Source organism: Ventrimonas faecis, assembly GCF_040096075.1.
GTDB lineage: Bacteria > Bacillota > Clostridia > Lachnospirales > Lachnospiraceae > Brotaphodocola > Brotaphodocola faecis.
This window is the reverse complement of the sequence record NZ_JBBMFJ010000020.1, coordinates 52,037-71,541: the sequence shown is the minus strand read 5'-3', so window position 1 is coordinate 71,541 and position 19,505 is coordinate 52,037. Positions and strand designations below refer to the sequence as shown.

Here is a 19,505-nt window from a genome sequence, read left to right as displayed (position 1 = left end):
CAGGCAAAAATCCCATTGCCGAAGGCAATTTTCAATGGATTTTTGCCCGTAACTGTGAGGGTACTGAACAGTTACGAGCACACATAACAGCGGATATTCGCGGTTATGGCAGATGGAAAAGAAGGTGAGATTGCATTACTGAGAAAAGTGCGTATTTGTTTCTGGCTGCAGGTCTTTGTTTTTGCGCGTGGACAGACCTGAGATGGGGCCGTGTACCCAATGAAGCCTTGATCCTGCTGGCGCTGGCGGGGGTACTGGCGCGAGGAATGGGATTTTTAACCGGGGCGCTGCCATTTCTACTGTTTGGTATGTGTCTGTTTCGTTTCCGGGCTATGGGAGCGGGGGACGGCAAGCTGATGGCGGTCATTGGCGGATATCTGGGAATCCGGGGCGGTTTTTATGCGGTGGCGCTGGGATTTCTGGTGGGAGCGCTGTGGAGTCTGTGGAGGTTCCGGCGGCCTGGCCTTGTGGCAGAGCGGTTTTGTTATCTGCGGGGGTATGTCCGGACAGTGGTGCAGGGCCGGTGTTTGCCGCCATATGATTTGCTGGAGCATACAGAGGTGTCGTATCATATTCCATTTGCGGTATGTCTGGCGGCGGGGGTCTTTGCTTATGGCGTGCTGCGATGGATGGAGGTGTTATAGCAGGTTTGATGGCCAGTTGCCGGCAAAAAGACTGGTGCAGCAGAAAACAGGAAGCCGCATCAGGATGAAAGGGGGAATGGGATGAAAAAAATTATGGCAGTCTACGATGTAGACTCCCGGTACGCGGATCGGTTTGCGGAGTTTGCGAACCAGCGTGAGCAGGTACCGTTTAAGGTGGTGGCATTTACCAGCCTGGAAAAACTCAGGGAGTTTTCGAAACGGGAGCAGATTGATCTTCTGCTGATCGGGGACGGTGTAACGGAGAAAGAACTGGAGGGGATCCAGGCGGTGCAGACGGTGCGGCTCAGTGAGACCGGTGTAGCCAAAGAAGGCGAAGCGGTGGTGTACAAATACCAGGCATCGGACAGCCTTTTGCGGGAGGTCATGTCCTGGTATCAGCCGCAGGAGATTCCGACACTTATGACTGTGACTGGAAGGCGGAGTCAGGTTATCGGAGTTTATTCACCGGTGGGACGGTGCGGAAAGAGCAGCTTTGCCTTTACACTTGGACAGGTACTGGCCCGGGAGGAAAAGGTACTTTACATCACACTGGAGGAATTTTCCGGCCTTTCGGCTCTGACAGGAACCGTGTATGCGGGAGGTCTTTCTGATCTGCTTTACTATTATACCCAGCGGGAGTACAGCCCGGTACGGTTGGGCAGCGTAACCTATAACTGGGGCGGGCTGGATTATATTCCTCCGGTTACCTATGCGGAGGACAAGACCGGAATCCGCCAGGAAGTATTTGCCGGTCTGATCCAGAAGATAGCGTCCGATGGCGCATATGAGAAGCTGATTCTGGATGTGGGTATATTCTGCGGAGGTGCAGAGGAGCTTCTTGGCATCTGCGATGTGGTGTATGTGCCGGTAAAAGACGATGTGGTGTCTACCGCAAAGCTGGAGGAATGGAAGGAGTATCTGAAACGGTCCGGGCGGAGTGTATTGTGGGAAAAATTGAGATTTCTGCAGCTGCCCAAACCGGTGCTCTCCATGACCCGGGAAAATTATCTGGAGCAGCTTTTGTGGAGTGATCTGGGGGATTTTGTGAGGAAACTGGGCTAGATCAGTCTGTGCATATGCGGAAAGGGGGAACAGACGATGATGGAACCGAATCAAAGGAATGCCGGAGCTGTGTGTGTACCGGCTTTGCTGGAGCAGCTTCGCGGGGAGGTGCGGGAAACACTTTCCGGGTTTGACCAGATTGGAGACGAGGAACTGTACGACTGCATTGATCAGGCGATTGCCGGCCAGGCGGGGCGGCAGTATCTGCCACTGGGGCAGCGGATTGAACTGAAAAACAGGCTCTTTGACAGCTTTCGCCGTCTGGATATTTTGCAGGAGCTGGTGGATGATCCTGAGGTTACCGAGATTATGGTGAATGGGAAGGATGACATTTTCATAGAGAAATCCGGGCGGCTGGAGCGCTGGAATCACAGCTTTGAGCGGGTAGAGCAGCTGGAAGACATGATTCAGCAGATCGTCAGCAAGATTAACCGCGTGGTCAATGTGAGCAGGCCCATTGCGGACGCAAGGCTGGTGGAAGATGGATCCCGTGTACACATTGTGCTGCCGCCCATTGCTCTGGACGGGCCGGTGGTGACCATCCGGAAATTTCCGGAACCCATCACGATAGAACGTCTGATCCAGTATGGATCCCTGACGCGGGAAGCGGCAGAGTTTCTGGGAAAGCTGGTGAGATCCGGCTACAACATTTTCATCAGCGGAGGAACCGGATCGGGCAAGACCACGTTTTTAAATGCCCTGTCATCGTATATTCCAGAGACGGAGCGGGTCATTACGATTGAGGATTCCGCGGAACTGCAGATCACCCAGGTGCCGAATCTGGTGCGGCTGGAGACCCGCGGTGCCAATGCAGAGGGCGAAGGTGCGGTGGAGATCAGCGACCTGATCCGGGCATCGCTTCGTATGAGACCGAATTATCTGATTGTCGGAGAAGTACGTGGAAAAGAGTGTCTGGATATGCTGCAGGCATTGAATACCGGGCACTTCGGGCTTTCCACCGGTCACGGAAACAGTGCCGGAGATATGCTTTCGCGTCTGGAAACCATGGCGCTTATGGCAGCGGACATTCCGTTGGCTGCCGTGCGGGGGCAGATTGCTTCTGCCATTGACATTCTGGTGCATCTGGGACGGCTGCGGGACCGGAGCAGGCGGGTACTGGAGATCACGGAAGTGCTGGGGTATGAGGATGGAGCGATTCAGTTACATCCGCTGTACCGGTTTGAAGAAAGGGGGGATGTGGATGAGGGCGGAGCAGCGGAAACAGGAAGCAAAGGCCCGGAGCAGGATAAATCCGGCAGAAGGAAAGGACAGCCAGAGGAGGCTGTCTGCGGCAGTCTCATCCAGGTTGGTTCTCTCCGGCACAGGGAGAAACTCAGGGCAGCAGGTTACACCATATAAGAAGGGAAAAGCAGCCAGGCATCGGCCTGGGAATCCGGCAGGCCGGATCCTTTCTTATGACAGGTATCGGTTGTCGGCCAAAGAACTGCTGTTGGTTCTGGGAAAAAGCGTGGCGGTGAGCGGACTGTTTTCCTATGTGTTTTACCGGAGTATGGCAGCGTTTGCGCTGATGCTTCCGGTGAGCGGCGTATTTCTGTTTCTGAGGGAGCGCAGGCAGCGGTTAAAAAAGAGAAAGCTTCTTCTGGCGCAGCAGTTTAAGGAAGCCATGGTGATTCTGGCGGCATCACTGAGCGCCGGGTACGCCATGGAAAACGCCATGGCGGTGAGTCTGGAGGAACTGAAGCTGCTTTATGGGCCGGATGGATTGATTGTACAGGAATTCTCCGGGATGGTACAGCAGATACGGACCAATCGGAATGTGGAGCAGGTGCTGCTGGAATTTGCGGGCCGGAGCGGTCTGGAGGATGTGCAGAATCTGGCGGAGGTGCTGGGTATTGGAAAACGGACCGGAGGAGATCTGGGAAGCATCATGCGGCATACGGCAGAGGTAATCCGGGATAAGATGCAGGTGAAGGAAGAAATCATGACGCTGACAGCATCCCGGCAGTTTGAACAGAAGATCATGAACATGATCCCGTTTTTCATTGTCTTTTACGTGGAAGGAACTTCACCGGGATTTTTTGACCAGATGTACCGGACCGGAATGGGAAGAGGACTTATGACGCTGTGCCTGGGCTTATATCTGGCGGCATTCTGGCTGTCCGAGCGGATTCTGGAGATTGAGGTGTAGTGTGAAGCAGAAACGTAATTGGACTGCCGCGGCAGTCTGCGCAGTATTCGGGATTTTGCTATGGGCGTATCTGTCCTGGTTTCAGCCAGATCAGGAACCGTATCTGGCCCAGGGGCAGGTAAAGCGGGAAACCTACGGTGGAAGCACAAAAGAGCAGAAGCTGATCGTGACCGGGCTGGAGGAAGAGGAGCAGATGATCACGGTAACCGTGAGCCCGAGGATTTATACCAGAGAAGAAGCTGACGCGGTATTTTACGAGGTCATGGAAGGAATGGAGGAGCGGATCCGCGGAAAGAATGAGAGCCTGCAGGCGGTATCGCAGGATCTGAAGCTGCCGTCATATCTGAGTGAATATGGAGTGCGGGTGCGCTGGCACTCATCGGAACCGGAGCTTTTATCTTCCACCGGATCGGTGGATACGGAAATCAAAAGGGTACACGAAGTAATGCTGCAGGCGGAACTTTCCGCAGGCGACTACCGGGCTGATTTTGAACTTCCGGTGACACTGGTGCCGGAGGTCCTGACGCCGGAAGAGCAGCAGAAAAAGAAGTTTTCCGAAGAATTGGTCCGGCTGGACGGGCAGCAGAAATATGCGGAATATCTGGAACTTCCAGCAGAGTATCAGGGAAAGACATTATCCTACCGGAATGCGGAAAAACCTAATTACATCATGATTCCGTTTCTGGGGGTTCTGATGGCCGCGCTTTTGCTGATGCAGGAGGAGTCGAAACAGCGGAAGCTGGCAAAAAAGCGGGAGCAGCAGCTTCTTCTGGACTACGCGGAGGTGGTGTCAAAGCTGCAGGTGCTGGTGGGCGCCGGAATGACGGTGCGCAATGCCTGGGGACGTATGGTACAGGACTATGAGGCTGTGACCGGAAAACAGAGCCGACCGGCTTATGAGGAAATGCGCCAGACCTATTACCAGATGGAAAACGGAACAGCAGAGGGAGCGGCGTACCGGGAATTTGGCAGAAGATGCCGCCTGCAGCCATACCTGAAGCTCAGCAGTATTCTGGAGCAGAACCGCAAAACCGGAACAAAAAATCTCCGGGAGCTTCTGCGTACGGAGGTGGAGGATGCCTTTGAACTGCGCAAAAATCTGGCCCGGAAAATGGGCGAGGAAGCAGGAACAAAGCTTCTGGTACCGCTGTTTTTTCTGCTGTTCGTGGTCATGATCTTTATCATGGTTCCGGCCATGATGACCATGGGATAGCGTAGGATGTCCGGCAGGCCGCTGACAGAAGAAAAGAAACAGTCTGTGAGAACAGTGACAAATAGAATGATAACAGGGAGGAAATGAGTATGCTGGAAGCGTGGAAGAAAAATTCGGGAATGAGAGAGCTGAGTGCGTTCATGGAGGATGACTCAGGAGTGGGGGTGATTGAGGTAGTTCTGATTCTGGTGGTTTTGATTGGCCTCGTGATCATTTTCAAGACGCAGATCACCAAGCTCCTGGAAAACATCTTTAAGGAGATTGAGAGCCAGTCCAAAGAAGTATATTAGCTCAGGGCTATGGAAAAAGCAAGTGAAAAAAAACGGGGGCTGGGCGGACAGATTACCGTGTTTGTCAGTATGATCCTGATGCTGCTTTTCGCATTTCTGTGTGTGCTGATGGAGTCGGCCCGCACAGCAGGCGCAAGGTGGTATCTGCAGATGGCGGCTTCCTCTTCCATGGATTCGGTGTTCAGCCAGTATCACCGGGAACTCTGGGACCGGTACCGTCTGCTATTTGCGGAGTATGAGACCGGGGCAGAAATGGAAGCGGATTTTGCCGGGTTTCTGCTCCCGTATCTGGAAACAGACAACTGGTATCCCATGGCACTGGAAGCGGTTTCTGCGGAGGAGATTGTGCGTGCGGTGGACGGACACGGCGCGTATCTGGAAAAGGAAATTCTGGATTATATGAAGTATGGGATCTGGAATTTGGATTTTGAGGGAGACGCAGTGGAAAATCTCTGGAAGCAGGAGCGGGAGGCAGAGGCTGTGACAGAGATGGCGCAGACTTACCGCACCAGAACCCGGGATGTCTGGAAGCTGGAGCGGGTTCTGGAATCCATCAGTGAAAATCTGAACCGACAGAGAAATGAGCGGCAGCAGGGACTGAATGCGCTTTCTTCCTACGATGGCGCAGGATTTCGCCGGGCAGCAGAGCAGATGATTGGAGCGTTGAAAAAAATGCCGGGGCTTGTGAAGCAGTATGAAAAAGAGGCGGACAGGCTGGCGGAAACACTGCAGGCGGACCGGCGGGAACAGGAAGCCCGCACGGACCGGCTTGGCACAGACATGGCTGCGGCTCTGGAGCAGGAGATTCAGGAATACGAGGCGTATGTTGCGGAGGATGGAAAACGCAGGCAGGAAATCCGGGATCTGGAGCCGAGGTCGGCAGAGCAGATTCAGCGTCTGGAGGAGCTGATCGAGCTTTCCTATGAGGTGGAACGGGAAATTGAAGAGTGGGAAGGGGATGACGATGAAGATGGAGACAGCGAACCGGATTATGAAAGTCTTTGGTGGCCGGTACGGACCGGCCTGGAAAGCATTCAGATCCTGCCGCTGTCATTTGCACACGGCATTCAGGACAAGGAGAAGGAAGGCTGGCTAAAACAGGTGGAGCAGCTTTACCAGAAGGGAATGCTGGGACTTCTGGTGCCGGAAGGGCGTCAGGTATCCGAAAAGACAGCGACGCTGGCGGCACTGCCCTCTCATGCGGAAACCTACGATGAAGGCGCGGGCAGCGGGAGCATGCCGGACCATATTCTGGTGAATGAATACTGCGGGAAGTTTTTCTCACAATTCTGCTCGGCCCAGGAGAATGGGGAAAGTGGGACACAGAAGCAGTCAGCTGGTTTGGGGAATGGTTTGCAGACGCCAGCTGGGGTGCCAGAATCTGGAAATCAGGAACACACCCTGGACTATGAGGTGGAATATCTTCTTTATGGAAATGGAAGTGACCGAGAAAATTTAAGTGATGCGGTGCACCGACTTCTGGCAGTGCGGTCCGGCCTGAATCTCATTCATATCCTATCGGACAACGCAAAGCGGGCGCAGGCCAGAGAACTGGCCGCTGTGATTACCGGAGCGGGTTCCATTACGCCGCTGATTCTGGTGACAACATTTTTCGTAATGTCTGTCTGGGCACTGGGAGAGGCACTGATGGATGTGAAAGGATTGCTGGCCGGACGCAAGGTAATGCTCTTGAAGGCGGCAGAGGACTGGACGCTCAGCGTGGAAAATCTGCTGGCACTGGGCCGGGATGGAAAACCGGATACCGGCGGTGGAGAGCGGGGACTCTCGTATCTTTCCTGGCTGAAGATCCTTTTGTTTGTGGAGCCGCTGGTCCGTCAGGAATACCGGATCATGGATGTGATCGAGCTGAATCTGGGTCAGGGGAATAGCGGCTTTCGGATGCGGAATGGTGTGTATCAGGTGGATATGTCCGGGCGTGTCTGTGGAAAGCACCTGTTCTTTTCGCCTGCGTTTGTGGAAAACATTACGGGAAATCATGACCAGGGGATGATGATGACCGTAAAGACGGAGCGGAGATATTAAGAAGGATAAAGGTAACTGTTCAGTAGGTCTGCGCATTCACTGCGCTGACCGTATGAAAACATGGGCTTGCAGGCAAAAATCCCATTGCCGAAGGCAATGGGATTTTTGCCCGTAACTGTGAGGGTACTGAACAGTTACGGATAAAGAATGGTATAGGGAAAGCGATTTTTTGAACGGCAACCGGGAAAGGAGGTGAAAAGGAATGTCCTGCTGGATGAAAAACAATAGCGTTTATGAGGAAAAACGAGCAGATCAAAAAAATAAAACCAATGTACCTCTCCAAGTACGAAGCCCCTTTTATGAAAAAAACATGTTCTCAGCTCAGAAACAAAAGAAAGCGCGTTCAGGCAGCAGGGCATTCCCTTTCATCTCCTTTCCGGAATGCTGGTACAGGACAAGGTATGGGAGGCACCGGGGAAAAGCCGGAATATGGAAGCCGCTTCGCGCATCCCTGACGCTGGAGGCTGCGCTGGTACTGCCGCTTTTGATTTTTGCTTCAGTCTGTCTGATGCTTCCGGCAAAAATCATGATGACAGAGCGGAAGCTGCAGGCAGGTCTTGAGGCAGCGGGTGAAGAGCTAAGTCAGTATGCCTACCTGCTGGACAGTGTGGAGCAGGGAAATCTGGATGGAATTCCCGGAGCCGGGGAGACCGCGAAAGCCTTCAGCCAGAATGCGGCCGCTGTTGCCGCGCCGCTCTATGCCCGGAGCAGAGCGCTGGCGTACTGTGATACCGCAAACGTATCCCATGTCAGTATGCTTGGTTCCTCGGTGCGGGAGGATGGAGAGACACTGGATCTGGTGATGGATTATGAGATTTCTTTTCCATTCCCGGTGCTGGGGCTTTCCTCTCTTCACCGTACGGTACGCAGCCGGAGACGCTGCTGGATCGGGCGGGAAGGTCGGTATGGGGAAGGAACGGACCATGTGGATGAGGACGAGCGGATTGTCTATGTGGGAAGGAACAGTACACGCTATCACCCGGACCGGAGCTGCCACTATCTTTCCAATAAGCTGACAGCCGTATCCTGGGAGAGCGTTTCCAATAAGCGGAACACGGATGGCAGCAAATATTATCCCTGTTCGGCCTGCGCGAAAGGTGCGGGAAAGGGGAGTACTGTTTACATCATGCCAAGCGGCGGAAAGTATCATGCGCTGCAGGACTGCAAGGCGATCATGGCCTATGTGCGGGCGGTAAAACTAAAGGAAGTAAAGCATCTTGGAGCCTGTTCCTACTGTGGGGGATGAGGTGGAGCAGCAGATCGTGGAAACTGTGACGAGGCAGTGTTTTTGAGAAAATTTTTTATATAGCAGCGGAATTACATAACAGGAGAAGCATTATGAAGATAGAAATGGCACGTATGGGAGTGTTCCTTGTTTTTTTGCTGGCGGCAGCCTGGCAGGATTTTGGAACAAAACAGGTTTCAACAGAACTCTTATGGTTATCCGGAACGGCAGCGCTGGTCTGCCAGTCACTGTCCGTACTGTGTCTGGCATTTATGAAAGAAGCAGGTGCAGAAGAAGCAGTACTTCCGTTTTTTCTGAATACCTGGGGACCTTATCTGGCGGGGGTATTACCTGGAGCAACGCTTCTGGTGCTTTCCAGACTGGGCTGTGGGATCGGTGTCGGAGACGGAGTCTTTTTTCTGGTGAGTGGACTGCTTCTCGGGCTGCGGCATAATCTGCTGTTTCTGTGTGGAACGGTACTGTGCTGCGGTTTGTTTGGCCTTGGGTATTATGTGTGGAGCCGGATGAGAGGAAACTATAAAGGAGGAAAAACAGAACTTCCGCTGCTGCCATTTGGTGTGATACCGGGAATTTGGACGGCAGTGTTGTATGTGACGGAGTTTCGGGCATTTGGAGCGTAGAATGCAGAGAGTGTCTGGACGCGGTGATGTCGGAGACTGTGCGAACACATGCCCTGTGAGCGGGCACAAATGTGCATGAATCCAGCAGGAGGGAAGGATGAAATTACGGGCAAGTATGACAGTAGAAGCGGCAGGAGTCATGGCGGTGGTGCTGACAACACTGCTGGTTCTGATGGGGCAGGCCATGAACTGGAGTGCCAGAGCTGCGGGAAGCTTTGCGCTGCATGAGACTGTGGAGCGGGAACGGCACCAGATCGAATATGCGGAGAAAAATCAGGTAAAGGAGCACGCGAACGGAAATAACTGGAGCCTGGAAATCACGGCACCGGTGTTTCGTCCGGAAAAAATGCTCAGGATGTGGAGTCTGGCGGAGGATAGGACATGAAGACCAGTTATCAGAGGGAACTGAAGCGGAATTATCTTATTGTGGAAATGGAAAAGTCTGATACGCGGGAAGAGCCGCCTTTTGAGCAGAAGATGTTGGAACAGAATCAGATTGATGGAATTTTGCGGTTTCAGGTGCGTCAGAAGGATGAAGAGATCCGCTTCTTTTACGAGATTACCTCAAAACAGCCGCTGTCCCGTCTGTTGGAAGGGCAGACAATTCAGGCAGAGCAGATCCGGGCCCTGATACTTGGGATTGCCAGGTCGCTGGATCACATGGAACAGTACCTGATCAGTGAAAAAAGTGTACTTCTGGATCCGGAATATTTATATGTGGATCCGGAAAGCCTGAAAGTCTGGCTGTGCCTGGTGCCGGGACTGGAATGCGATTTCCCGGAAGACTACAGTCGTCTTCTGGAGTACCTTCTTGGCAAGGTGGACCACCGGGATAAGGAGTCGGTGGTGCTGGCCTATGGCCTGTATCAGGAAACAAGAAAAGAAAATTACGGAATGGCGGATATTTTGCGGCTGGCACAGCAGAAAAGCGGTGTGAGCGGGCCAAACCACAAAAGTGGGGACGGAAGCAGATTATCAACTCCAGCAGGTTTGGAAATACCGCAGACGACAGAGCGGAGCAGGATTGAGGAAAAATCTTCAGAGCTTGTATTCAGGAAAAGAAAAAATGGAGAAGGAGAAATAGAAAACCGCACTGGATCAGGAAAAAAGGTGCAGATGAACAAACAGGAAAACAGCTGGCAGCTGGGAAAAGTGCGCGGAAATCAGATCCAGACAGACGCACAGGAAGAATCAGCCGGTCTGTTTGGCAAATGGAGACAGCGGAGAAAGGAACGAAAAGAAGAAAAAGAGAGAGAACTGGAGCGGGCCATGCAGATGCCATGGGATACCATCGCATTTGATGGCGGTTCTACGGAAGAATGGGGGAATCCGGAAGGAAACGGTAGAGCAGAATACAAAGCTGCGTATGGATCAGAACATGGCGGATTTAGGAATGACCTGAACCGCCGGGAAGACAAACAGAGGCCAGGGGAAGCTGTAGCGGCACAGAGCAGCGACACAATCCTGTTAAATGGGGAAATGAATGGAACCGCTGCGCAGGTAAAACGACTGACCGCGCTGGATCCGGGAGCAGAAGACATTGTCATTGCCTATTATCCGTTTATTATCGGAAAACAGGAAAATCTGGTGGACTATGTTCTGCACCGGGAGACCGTCAGCCGCCTGCACCTTCGCATCGACCGGAAGGAAGACCGCTACTATGTGCAGGACTTAAATTCCACAAACGGCACCATGGCAGGAGGCCATATGCTGGAAAATAACGAGATCATGGAAATCTGGGATGGAGTGGAGATCAGTATTGCGGGGGCGAGATATCGGTTTGAGTAAGAACAGATAAGGTGATGGAGCAGATAGAATCCTGGCTTGTGAACAGGAGGGGGAGATGCTAAAATGAGACATAATCTATGTAAATTCAAAGCGGCAGGATGATACGGAACTTGGACGGCTGATGCATGATCTTCACTGTGTGGATGCCGACAAAATGTATAACAGCATTTTAGCAGAGCGGATCTTCTGCCCAGAAGATATCGTAAGGCTCCAGAGTTTTGCAGATGCGCAGGGCAGCAGGCGCGCTCCAGAGACTGTGCAGCTCGCACATGATTTCCATTTGATTACCGACGGCATCACGGATCTGCTGGAATGGTTTCAGTCCGGCTTCCAGGTCTTCTGCGGAAATCCAGTTACCCTGCGTCTTTGCGGCAAAGGGGTCAAAAGGCCAGATCTTCATAATTTTATAGCCTTCGCTTAAAAGGCTTTTGGCAAGAGCGCCTGCATTGCGGTTAAACGCGATCTGATCATCATAAGGACCACGCATTTCATCTTTGTCGGTAATCATGCGGCGGCTGGTTCCGGAGTTGTAGGCACTGCTGCTGGCATTGAAGGAGTAACCGGAGCAGGTGTTGTAAACCTGGATGGAAGCGCGGGATGCGCCGCCCAGGGCCTCATAAACCGGGATGCCGTGGCGTTTTCCGGCCAGATCCCAGAGGGCAATATCAATGGCGCTGGCTGCACGGACCTCCGCGCTGGCACTGTGAAAGCCAACATACGGGGTTAAGAGCGTGCGGGAAATCAGCTCAATATTTCTCGAATCCTGCCCGATCAGCCACGGGCAGATATCATGGTGGATGATGGTTTCAATGGCGGCAGTACCGCGCCAGGCTTCCCCCAGGCCGGTGAGATTTTCGTCAGTTTCGATTTCAACCCAGATGCTGTTAGGGAACTGCTCCAGGCGGATAGTGCGGACATTGGTAATGATAGACATGGAAAAACCTCCTCATCAAAAAGATTAAGGAAATTATAGTACGCGCAGACTGTACAATCAACGGATTTTGTACATGGATTTTTCCGGACTGATACGGTAAGATAATGAATGAACTGTAACATAGAAAGTATTGTGAAAAGAACGGAGTTTACATGAACCAGTATCAGAACCCTTATTATATGGTGCCGCAGCGCCGCCCCCGTGCCTGGGTGAACGGCACCCTGATCGTCTTAAATATTCTTTACTTTTTGTATCTGGAGTTGACCGGTTCCACGGAAGACGCGTACTTCATGCTGGAGCATGGGGCCATGTACGGTCCGTTTATCCTGGAAGAGCATGAATATTACCGGCTGCTGATATCCATATTTATGCACTTTGGCATCAACCATATTGTGAATAACATGCTGGTGTTGTTTGTGCTTGGAGATAATCTGGAGCGGGCGCTGGGAAAGGTGAAGTATCTGATCTTTTACCTGATCTGTGGAGTGGGAGCCAATGTGATCTCCCTGCTCTTTGAGATGCCGTCTGGTGACTGGTCCGTGGGAGCCGGGGCATCCGGCGCAATCTTTGGCGTGGTTGGCGGGCTGATCTATGTGGTGGCCGTGAACAAGGGACGGCTGGAGGATTTAAGCACGCGGCAGCTTGTGACCATGGCGGCCTTTTCCCTGTACCTTGGCTTTATCAGCACCGGCGTGGATAACACCGCCCATATAGCGGGACTGATAATCGGAATCATTCTGGCGGCCATTCTGTACCGCAAACCAAAGCGTACTTGCAGAGCGGATATCTGGGGTGTATAATGTGCGATAAGTAGTAACTGTTCAGTAGGTCTGCGCATTCACTGCGCTGACCGTATGAAAACATGGGCTTGCAGGCAAAAATCCCATTGCCGAAGGCAATTTTCAATGGATTTTTGCCCGTAACTGTGAGGGTACTGAACAGTTACGATAAGTAATAGCAGTGCCGAAAACGAGCAGAGCGCAATGACCGTGCTTGCACGGGTCAGTGCGGGAGGCGTGGTTTCGATAGGGCGAAAGCCCGACAGTTCAAAAACACGGAGTGTTTTTGAACAGGGCACGCGAGAAATAAAATGGAGGAAACGACAATGAGAGATGACAACTGCATTTTCTGCAAAATCGCAAACGGCGAAATCCCATCTGCAACCGTATATGAGGATGATGATTTTCGCGCAATTCTGGATTTAGGCCCGGCATCGAAAGGCCACACCCTGATTCTGCCGAAGAATCATTATAAAGACCTCTGTGAGGCAGATGAGACCGTTATGGCAAAGATTTTGCCGTTAGCCGCAAAGCTTGGAAAGTCTATGAAGAGCCAGCTTGGCGCAAGCGGATTCAATGTAGTTCAGAACAACGGAACCAGCGCAGGACAGACCGTGTTCCATCTGCATGTTCATGTGATTCCGCGTTATGAAGGCGGTCCGGATATGGTAAACTGGGCACCGGGCAAGCCGGAGCAGGAGGAGCTGGCACAGACTGCGGAGACTCTGAAAGCAGGACTGTAAAGCAGAGTTAGAAACTGGCTCAGAATAAAGCACCGAAATGAAAAAGGGCATTGTACGGAAGTATGATTTCGTACAATGCCCTTTTGGCATTTGGATTAATGCATACAGATTAGCATCGGGGGCTTATTTGTCGGTGTCTTCCTTCTCCGCATAAGACGCGATCAGTCCCATCACAATATTTACCGCATCGGACAGCTCACTCTTCTCCATAGCGTCTACGAATTTCCGGCGGTTCTCGTAAGTGTTCTCAATGGCATCGTACAGGGTGTCGCTAGTAACGTTTTCTTCCTCCAGAACGGTAGAAAAGCCCTGCTTTTCAAAGGACCGTGCGTTTAAGATCTGGTCGCCGCGGCTGGCTGCTGCGGAGAGCGGAATTAAGATGTTTGGCTTTCTCAGAGCCAGAATTTCGCAGATGGAGTTTGCGCCTGCGCGGGACAGGATGATGTCGGCTGCGGCAAACAGGTGGCGCAGCGGAGCGTCTACGTATTCGTACTGTACATATCCCGGGCGGCCGATGAGGCCTTCATCCAGATGGCCTTTCCCGCAGATATGTATTACCTGATATTTTTGCAGAAGCTTGGGCAGCAGTTCACGGACTGCGTTGTTTATGGCTACGGCACCCAGGCTTCCACCAATGACCATGATGATCGGTTTGGCGGCGGAAAGACCGGTGAAGTTGAGGCCGGTCAGACGGTCGCCCTGCAGCAGCTCGCGGCGGATTGGGGATCCGGTGAGGACGGCTTTGTCTTCCGGCAGATACTGTAAGGTCTCCGGGAAGTTGCAGCATACCTTGGCAGCGGATGGGATACAGATCTTGTTGGCCAGGCCCGGGGTCATATCAGACTCGTGGATAATGGTCGGAATTTTGAAATGTTTTGCGGCCAGAACCACCGGAACGGACACAAAACCGCCTTTGGAGAATACTACATCCGGACGGTATTTCTTTAAGAGAGAGCGCGCCTCGGCATATCCTTTGATGACGCGGAACGGATCGGAAAAGTTTTTGATGTCAAAGTAACGGCGCAGCTTGCCGGATGAGATGCCATCATACGGAATTCCGGCTCCCTCAATCAGTTTTTTCTCAATGCCGTTGTAGGATCCGATGTAGTGGATCTCGTAGCCGCGCTCCTGCAAAGACGGCAGCAGGGCCAGATTCGGTGTAACGTGTCCGGCAGTACCGCCGCCGGTTAAAACGATTTTCTTCATATAGAAATACCTCCGGTTGGATATAAAAAACATGCTTGTAAAAATATCTGTATTACTATAGTAACCGCCGGGGGAAAAATGTCAACCCCGAATCACCATGGACAATCAGTTCGGCCGGCATGGCAATGTGGCGCGATACAATGTCGTTGCCTTTCCATGAAAGATTTGTTAGACTGATAGAGAAAGGCAGTAAAAACTGCAGGGAGCAGGACATTGCATCGCTTGCAGGGAAAAGACGGCTCCTGAAACAAGAACCAGAAATAGCAAACAGAAAGCAGAGGAAATCATATATGTTAGGAATCATCGGCGCCATGAAGGCGGAAGTAGAGCAGTTAAAGCAGGAAATGAAGCAGCCGGAGGTTGTAACTGTGGCTGGCATGGAGTTTTATAAGGGAACCATCGGCGAGAAAGAGGTCGTTGTGGTTCAGTCTGGAATCGGCAAGGTCAGCGCAGCACTGTGTGTGCAGATCCTGGCAGACCGTTTTGGTGTGGACGGCGTGGTCAATACCGGCATCGCGGGTTCTCTGAAGGCTGAGATCAACATCGGTGATCTGGTACTTTCCACCGATGCGATTCAGCACGATGTGGACGCTACTAACTTTGGTTACCCGTTAGGCGAGATCCCGCAGCTGGGCACTCTGACCTTTGAGGCGGATGAGCGCCTGCGCGGTCTTGCAAAGAAGTGCTGCGAGGAGGTAAACCCGGATATCAGCGTTTATGAGGGCAGAGTCCTGACCGGAGACCAGTTCATCTGTGATAAGAAAAAGAAAGAGTGGCTGAGCGAGACCTTTAACGGTTCCTGCACCGAGATGGAGGGCGCGGCCATTGCCCAGGCGGCTTACTTAAATAAGATCCCATTTCTGATCGTGCGCGCCATCTCCGACAAGGCCGATGACAGCGCCTCCATGGATTATCCGGAGTTTGAACGTCAGGCCATCATCCACAGCACGAATCTGACCCGCGCGCTGATCCTGGCATATTAATCAGCCTGGTTGGCATATGGAACAGGTGATTCGAGTGCGGAGACCTGAAAGTGGTATCATGTTGTGGCTGAACCTCAAGGTAATGCGCGTTTTTTAGCAGAATTTGACGAACGATTCTGAGCTCCCTGAACTTTTCAAACGGTGACCGGGCAGTTATAATGATACCTGTCGAGACACTATAGCAGCTGCGGCTTCTGGCGGAACGGATCCTGAAACGCCAGAGGTATCAGGAGCAGCTGCAAAAAGGAAAAGAAAGGGGAGCTGTTTTTATGCTGCAATTACTGGAAACAGGCCGCGCGCTCTATGCGCTGGCAGCACTTTGCGTACTGGGGATTCTGTCACGGATGGTTACCCGGCATGCCTACAAAAGATTGCTGAAGGAAAGCAAAGACCTTTCACTGACCAGAAACAAAAGTCTGAAGGAACTCCGGCAGAGAGCGGAGAATACATATCGTGTGAATCAGGGACTGGTAGACAGCGGTGCCTGGCTGGAGCATCAGCTGTATGAATTCCGGACCATGGGAATCAGGCTTTCTGCCTGGAGCGGCATGGGCGCCCGGTGGACGTGGCTCTGCCTGCTGCTTGGCGGAGCAGCAGCATTTTTTTCTTACTGGTATCGTCTGGATACCTATTATGTAGTCCTCTATGGCGGCGGAGCGGTGCTCATGGCCATGCTGACCATGCTGTTTGACGGCGGAATTGCGGGTGATTTAAAGGAGCAGCTTCTGATCAGCCTGCAGGATCAGATTGACAACGTGGTAGGACCGAAAATGGCGCGCAATCTTTCTATGGAAAACGGACGCACAGAGGGCATGGGGGACCGGGGAGCGCTGCGCAATGTGAGCCGTCTGGTGGACCGTGCCGGACGCATGGGCCGGGTGGAGCCGGAAGAGGACGAAGAACAGAACGCACGGACGGCCCAGCCTGTGTCCGGCGGTCGCAGAGAGAACCGCAGAAACGGAGGGCGTGCTTCCTCGTCGGTAAAAGCCGCGGCTCCGGCTCCGGAGACTCCGGAAAAGGAAAGTATCCGGGATGCGGACTTTATTAAGCGGGGACTGGAGCAGATGGCAGCCAGCCGGGAGAAAAACCGCGGCGGCGATGAAAACTGGATCCGGGATTTAAAACCGGAGGAGGTAGAGCTGATCGGAGATATTCTGAAACAGTATCTGGCCTGAGAAAATATTGAGATCTGATGAAATTGCTGCTGTTTACATAACATATGGACAGCAGACGTGAATCCATCTGACAAAAAAGGGGAGGCGTTTCCAATTGACGGAGGCGTCTCCCTTTTTGCCTTTTTATTCTTCAATCACTTCAATCTCCAGATAATCAAAATCAATCTGTTCAATAAAGCTGTCCTTTGTAAAACGCGTTTTGGCGTGGCGTTTAAAGTCATTGATATTGGAGGAAAGCCAGATTGGTTTCCCAAGATCAAATTCATAACAGATATCATCCAGTGACTGGAATACCATATTGGTGCGGGACATGCTGTAATCAGTCTGGCAGATCACAGTATCTTTGATCAGGTGGTTGTCCTTCCAGATTTTTCCCCACATACGGAACATATCGTTTCTCCTTTCGGATTACAACCGGATGTCCTTTTCATAAACATTCGGAATTGTTAGTTGCAGTTTACAGGCAGGAATTTTCCAAGCTGAAAATTCCGTATGAACAGTAACGAGTATACGTGATTATTCGGATTCTGTAAAGCGGTGGACCGCAGATTGTCGTTACTGCTTGCACAACGTGTGACCAGCAGCAGATTGTCGGATCCTGTTACATTCGCTTGTAGTTCGAATCAGAATGTAGTAAACTGTAAACAGTATATTTCGAAGAGAAAGCTTTCGCGGAAAACAAAATTCCGGGGACGGGGCTTTGTTTTGCAAAGCTTGCGAAGGAGGAAACGGATATGGCGCAGACCATAGAGGAATGCCTGGACTATCTGGCAGCAGCAAGAGAATCTGTTGAGGAACTGTCATTAGCCGCAGATCGGGAGGATCAGTTAAAACAGGACGAAAGCCGTTTGAAAAAAGCTCTGGATACAGAGAAGAAGCAGATGGCAGATGCCGTTGGTTCTACGGTAAAAAAACGAAGAGACGATATCAATTCCAGCTATGACGCGGAAATCAATAAAGCACAGGATCAGTTAAAAAAAGCCCGGGCAAAGCGGGAAAAGGCCAAGAATCAGGGCATGAAGGAGCGCATTGCGGAGGAGACTTCCGAGCTTCATGAGTACAACAAGGAGCTGCTTGCCCGCATGAAGGCAAAGTTCCGGGAATATCATGCGCCGTCCTGGTGCAGAAGCCGTCTGTATTACAGCCTTTATATGCCGCGCTGGGCAAAGGAGTTTTTCAGTCTCCTGATTTTTATCGCGCTGTTTTTCCTGGCACTTCCGTTTGGAATTTATATGCTTCTGCCCCAGCATAAAACCTGGTATCTGGCTCTTGTTTATGTGGCGGATATCCTGATCGTGGGCGGCATTTATATGTGGATCGGCAATCATACCAAGCTCCAGTACGCAGAGTGTTTAAAAGAGGGACGCCAGATCCTGGATCAGATGCACTCTAATGACAAAAAAATCAAAGTCATTACCGGTACCATTCGTAAGGACCGCAATGAGTCCCAGTACGATCTGGAAAAATACGATGATGAGATTGCGCGGCTGACTCAGGAACTCAACGAAGTGGCTGCAAAGAAGAAAGACGCACTGAACACCTTTGAAAGTGTGACAAAAAACATTTTACAGGATGAAATCGAGCACGGACACCGGGAAAAAATCGCGGAACTGGAGCGTGAATATGAGGACGTAAAACGTCAGCTTCAGCTCACCACGGCAGAAGTGAAGGCACGCCGCCTTACACTCACGGACCAGTATGGAAGTCATCTGGGCAAAGAATTTCTGGATCCGTTCAAACTGCAGGATTTAAGCAATATTCTGCAGCAGGGACGGGCATCCAATATCAGCGAAGCCATCGGTGTTTATCAGGAGGATGAGCGGAAACACTGATACGAATAAAAGTTGTCCGGCCTGCCTATAATAGGAGTAACAAAACGGCGCAGGCGGGATGAAATCATGAAAAAACGAATCAGAGAGCAGGACATTTACTATTTTGATTCCGGAGAGCAGGAAGACACCGGGCTGTGTGCCGGCATGCTCCGGCAGATGATCGGCGAGATTATGTGCAGGGAGAATCGAAAGGGGATCCTGCTCTTTTGTATTGGAACGGACCGTTCCACCGGGGACAGCCTGGGGCCGCTGATCGGCCATAAGCTGCGGGATCTGCAGCGGAAAAACGGGAGGGTCCAGGTGGTGGGAACCCTGGACTGCCCGGTTCACGCCATGAATCTGGAACAGGCTATTTTTATGGTGCGGCGCTGTTATCCGGACCATGTGATCGTGGCGGTGGATGCATCGGTGGGCAGGAGCGAGCATGTGGGCTGCATTACCCTGGGAAAAGGCGCGCTCCGGCCAGGCCTTGGAGTCTGCAAGGAACTGCAGGCGGTGGGCGACATCTTTATCACCGGGATTGTAGGGGGCTGCGGAAGCTGCGATCCGCTGATGCTGCAGAGCGTGCGTCTTTCCGTGGTGATGCGGATGGCTGATTATATCTGCGACAGCGTGCGGCAGGCGCTGGTTCCGGAAACCCACAATTTTTGTCGAAGAGTTTTATAGATTCCATGACGCAAACTGACAAATTATACGGGCACTTCGTGGTATGATGCAGCAAACGGGCCGCGGACAGGCACAAAATGATTCCTGCTTACGCATTGCGCAAACAGGCACAAAATACGCTTTGTCTGCGGT

At 52.0% G+C, this 19,505-nt stretch carries 21 protein-coding genes; 18 read left to right on the top strand and 3 right to left on the bottom strand.

The genetic code is table 11. From position 1 onward, the window contains the following. Positions 1-155 precede the first annotated feature (155 nt). From WMO41_RS10380 to WMO41_RS10325, 12 genes are all read left to right on the top strand, one after another. Positions 156-644 carry a prepilin peptidase gene (locus WMO41_RS10380; protein WP_349229683.1) on the top strand — a complete coding sequence of 163 codons (489 nt, stop codon included), beginning with the start codon at positions 156-158 and terminating at the stop codon, positions 642-644. A gap of 81 nt (positions 645-725) precedes the next feature. Continuing rightward, positions 726-1,706 carry a P-loop NTPase family protein gene (locus WMO41_RS10375; protein ID WP_349229682.1) on the top strand — a complete coding sequence of 327 codons (981 nt, stop codon included), beginning with the start codon at positions 726-728 and terminating at the stop codon, positions 1,704-1,706. Between the two features lie 36 nt (positions 1,707-1,742). After that, positions 1,743-3,065, top strand: coding sequence for a TadA family conjugal transfer-associated ATPase (locus WMO41_RS10370; protein WP_349229681.1), 1,323 nt, complete (start codon positions 1,743-1,745; stop codon positions 3,063-3,065). 91 nt (positions 3,066-3,156) lie between these two features. After that, the gene (locus WMO41_RS10365; protein ID WP_349229680.1) at positions 3,157-3,855 is read left to right on the top strand and encodes a type II secretion system F family protein; all 699 of its coding nucleotides are present in this window, start codon (positions 3,157-3,159) and stop codon (positions 3,853-3,855) included. A gap of 1 nt (position 3,856) precedes the next feature. Continuing rightward, complete coding sequence (locus WMO41_RS10360; protein WP_349229679.1) at positions 3,857-5,068, top strand: immunoglobulin-like domain-containing protein; 1,212 nt, start codon at positions 3,857-3,859, stop codon at positions 5,066-5,068. 119 nt (positions 5,069-5,187) lie between these two features. After that, positions 5,188-5,358 carry a Flp1 family type IVb pilin gene (locus WMO41_RS10355; protein WP_177292329.1) on the top strand — a complete coding sequence of 57 codons (171 nt, stop codon included), beginning with the start codon at positions 5,188-5,190 and terminating at the stop codon, positions 5,356-5,358. Positions 5,359-5,367: 9 nt separating this feature from the next. Further along, positions 5,368-7,401, top strand: coding sequence for a DUF5702 domain-containing protein (locus WMO41_RS10350; RefSeq protein ID WP_349229677.1), 2,034 nt, complete (start codon positions 5,368-5,370; stop codon positions 7,399-7,401). Between the two features lie 233 nt (positions 7,402-7,634). Then, positions 7,635-7,856, top strand: a complete 222-nt coding sequence (locus WMO41_RS10345; protein ID WP_349229676.1) for a hypothetical protein — start codon at positions 7,635-7,637, stop codon at positions 7,854-7,856. A 53-nt stretch (positions 7,857-7,909) separates the two neighbouring features. Next, positions 7,910-8,647 (top strand): hypothetical protein, encoded by a 738-nt coding sequence (locus WMO41_RS10340; RefSeq protein ID WP_349229675.1) that lies wholly within the window; start codon positions 7,910-7,912, stop codon positions 8,645-8,647. A gap of 92 nt (positions 8,648-8,739) precedes the next feature. Further along, entirely contained in the window at positions 8,740-9,267 is a 528-nt protein-coding gene (locus tag WMO41_RS10335; protein WP_349229674.1) for a hypothetical protein, read from the top strand. Between the two features lie 97 nt (positions 9,268-9,364). Further along, positions 9,365-9,652, top strand: a complete 288-nt coding sequence (locus WMO41_RS10330; protein WP_349229673.1) for a hypothetical protein — start codon at positions 9,365-9,367, stop codon at positions 9,650-9,652. Continuing rightward, the gene (locus tag WMO41_RS10325; RefSeq protein WP_349229672.1) at positions 9,649-11,055 is read left to right on the top strand and encodes a DUF6382 and FHA domain-containing protein; all 1,407 of its coding nucleotides are present in this window, start codon (positions 9,649-9,651) and stop codon (positions 11,053-11,055) included. The genes WMO41_RS10330 and WMO41_RS10325 overlap by 4 nt, the downstream gene beginning before the upstream one ends. Before the next feature lie 169 nt (positions 11,056-11,224). On the opposite strand, the gene WMO41_RS10320 is transcribed toward WMO41_RS10325, so the two are convergent. Next, positions 11,225-11,989, bottom strand: coding sequence for an enolase C-terminal domain-like protein (locus WMO41_RS10320; protein ID WP_349229671.1), 765 nt, complete (start codon positions 11,987-11,989; stop codon positions 11,225-11,227). Between the two features lie 152 nt (positions 11,990-12,141). Here WMO41_RS10320 and WMO41_RS10315 point away from each other — a divergent pair, with 152 nt between their 5' ends. Both WMO41_RS10315 and WMO41_RS10310 read left to right on the top strand, forming a co-directional pair. Continuing rightward, the gene (locus WMO41_RS10315; protein ID WP_349229670.1) at positions 12,142-12,789 is read left to right on the top strand and encodes a rhomboid family intramembrane serine protease; all 648 of its coding nucleotides are present in this window, start codon (positions 12,142-12,144) and stop codon (positions 12,787-12,789) included. 305 nt (positions 12,790-13,094) lie between these two features. Beyond that, on the top strand, positions 13,095-13,511 hold the full coding sequence (locus tag WMO41_RS10310) for an HIT domain-containing protein (RefSeq protein ID WP_177292584.1): 417 nt from the start codon (positions 13,095-13,097) through the stop codon (positions 13,509-13,511). Positions 13,512-13,634: 123 nt separating this feature from the next. Here the strand turns inward: WMO41_RS10310 and murG are convergent, their stop codons facing one another. Continuing rightward, a complete protein-coding gene (murG, locus tag WMO41_RS10305; protein WP_177292583.1) occupies positions 13,635-14,717 on the bottom strand; it encodes an undecaprenyldiphospho-muramoylpentapeptide beta-N-acetylglucosaminyltransferase in 1,083 nt (360 codons plus the stop codon). 290 nt (positions 14,718-15,007) lie between these two features. On the opposite strand from murG, the gene WMO41_RS10300 reads away from it, so the two are divergent. Both WMO41_RS10300 and WMO41_RS10295 read left to right on the top strand, forming a co-directional pair. After that, positions 15,008-15,700 carry a 5'-methylthioadenosine/adenosylhomocysteine nucleosidase gene (locus tag WMO41_RS10300; protein WP_349229669.1) on the top strand — a complete coding sequence of 231 codons (693 nt, stop codon included), beginning with the start codon at positions 15,008-15,010 and terminating at the stop codon, positions 15,698-15,700. Between the two features lie 269 nt (positions 15,701-15,969). Continuing rightward, positions 15,970-16,875 carry a hypothetical protein gene (locus WMO41_RS10295; protein ID WP_349229668.1) on the top strand — a complete coding sequence of 302 codons (906 nt, stop codon included), beginning with the start codon at positions 15,970-15,972 and terminating at the stop codon, positions 16,873-16,875. Between the two features lie 123 nt (positions 16,876-16,998). Here WMO41_RS10295 and WMO41_RS10290 read toward each other — a convergent pair whose 3' ends face one another. Further along, positions 16,999-17,265, bottom strand: a complete 267-nt coding sequence (locus WMO41_RS10290) for a hypothetical protein (protein WP_349229667.1) — start codon at positions 17,263-17,265, stop codon at positions 16,999-17,001. A 344-nt stretch (positions 17,266-17,609) separates the two neighbouring features. Between WMO41_RS10290 and WMO41_RS10285 the strand changes: the two genes are divergently transcribed. Together WMO41_RS10285 and yyaC are read left to right on the top strand one after the other, a co-directional pair. Then, a complete protein-coding gene (locus WMO41_RS10285) occupies positions 17,610-18,707 on the top strand; it encodes a hypothetical protein (RefSeq protein WP_349229666.1) in 1,098 nt (365 codons plus the stop codon). A 66-nt stretch (positions 18,708-18,773) separates the two neighbouring features. Beyond that, positions 18,774-19,373, top strand: a complete 600-nt coding sequence (gene yyaC, locus WMO41_RS10280) for a spore protease YyaC (RefSeq protein ID WP_349229665.1) — start codon at positions 18,774-18,776, stop codon at positions 19,371-19,373. Positions 19,374-19,505 lie beyond the last annotated feature (132 nt).

Excerpts from the sequence above, each read along its gene's own strand:
- WMO41_RS10345 (WP_349229676.1), top strand. The coding sequence starts at position 7,635 with ATGAGGAAAAACGAGCAGATCAAAAAAATAAAACCAATGTACCTCTCC.
- WMO41_RS10320 (WP_349229671.1), bottom strand. The coding sequence starts at position 11,989 with ATGTCTATCATTACCAATGTCCGCACTATCCGCCTGGAGCAGTTCCCT.
- WMO41_RS10335 (WP_349229674.1), top strand. The coding sequence starts at position 8,740 with ATGAAGATAGAAATGGCACGTATGGGAGTGTTCCTTGTTTTTTTGCTG.
- WMO41_RS10290 (WP_349229667.1), bottom strand. The coding sequence starts at position 17,265 with ATGTTCCGTATGTGGGGAAAAATCTGGAAGGACAACCACCTGATCAAA.
- WMO41_RS10310 (WP_177292584.1), top strand. The coding sequence starts at position 13,095 with ATGAGAGATGACAACTGCATTTTCTGCAAAATCGCAAACGGCGAAATC.
- WMO41_RS10375 (WP_349229682.1), top strand. The coding sequence starts at position 726 with ATGAAAAAAATTATGGCAGTCTACGATGTAGACTCCCGGTACGCGGAT.
- WMO41_RS10340 (WP_349229675.1), top strand. The coding sequence starts at position 7,910 with ATGCTTCCGGCAAAAATCATGATGACAGAGCGGAAGCTGCAGGCAGGT.
- WMO41_RS10285 (WP_349229666.1), top strand. The coding sequence starts at position 17,610 with ATGGCGCAGACCATAGAGGAATGCCTGGACTATCTGGCAGCAGCAAGA.
- WMO41_RS10300 (WP_349229669.1), top strand. The coding sequence starts at position 15,008 with ATGTTAGGAATCATCGGCGCCATGAAGGCGGAAGTAGAGCAGTTAAAG.
- WMO41_RS10350 (WP_349229677.1), top strand. The coding sequence starts at position 5,368 with ATGGAAAAAGCAAGTGAAAAAAAACGGGGGCTGGGCGGACAGATTACC.
- WMO41_RS10370 (WP_349229681.1), top strand. The coding sequence starts at position 1,743 with ATGATGGAACCGAATCAAAGGAATGCCGGAGCTGTGTGTGTACCGGCT.
- WMO41_RS10355 (WP_177292329.1), top strand. The coding sequence starts at position 5,188 with ATGAGAGAGCTGAGTGCGTTCATGGAGGATGACTCAGGAGTGGGGGTG.
- WMO41_RS10315 (WP_349229670.1), top strand. The coding sequence starts at position 12,142 with ATGAACCAGTATCAGAACCCTTATTATATGGTGCCGCAGCGCCGCCCC.
- murG (WP_177292583.1), bottom strand. The coding sequence starts at position 14,717 with ATGAAGAAAATCGTTTTAACCGGCGGCGGTACTGCCGGACACGTTACA.
- yyaC (WP_349229665.1), top strand. The coding sequence starts at position 18,774 with ATGAAAAAACGAATCAGAGAGCAGGACATTTACTATTTTGATTCCGGA.
- WMO41_RS10330 (WP_349229673.1), top strand. The coding sequence starts at position 9,365 with ATGAAATTACGGGCAAGTATGACAGTAGAAGCGGCAGGAGTCATGGCG.
- WMO41_RS10325 (WP_349229672.1), top strand. The coding sequence starts at position 9,649 with ATGAAGACCAGTTATCAGAGGGAACTGAAGCGGAATTATCTTATTGTG.
- WMO41_RS10295 (WP_349229668.1), top strand. The coding sequence starts at position 15,970 with ATGCTGCAATTACTGGAAACAGGCCGCGCGCTCTATGCGCTGGCAGCA.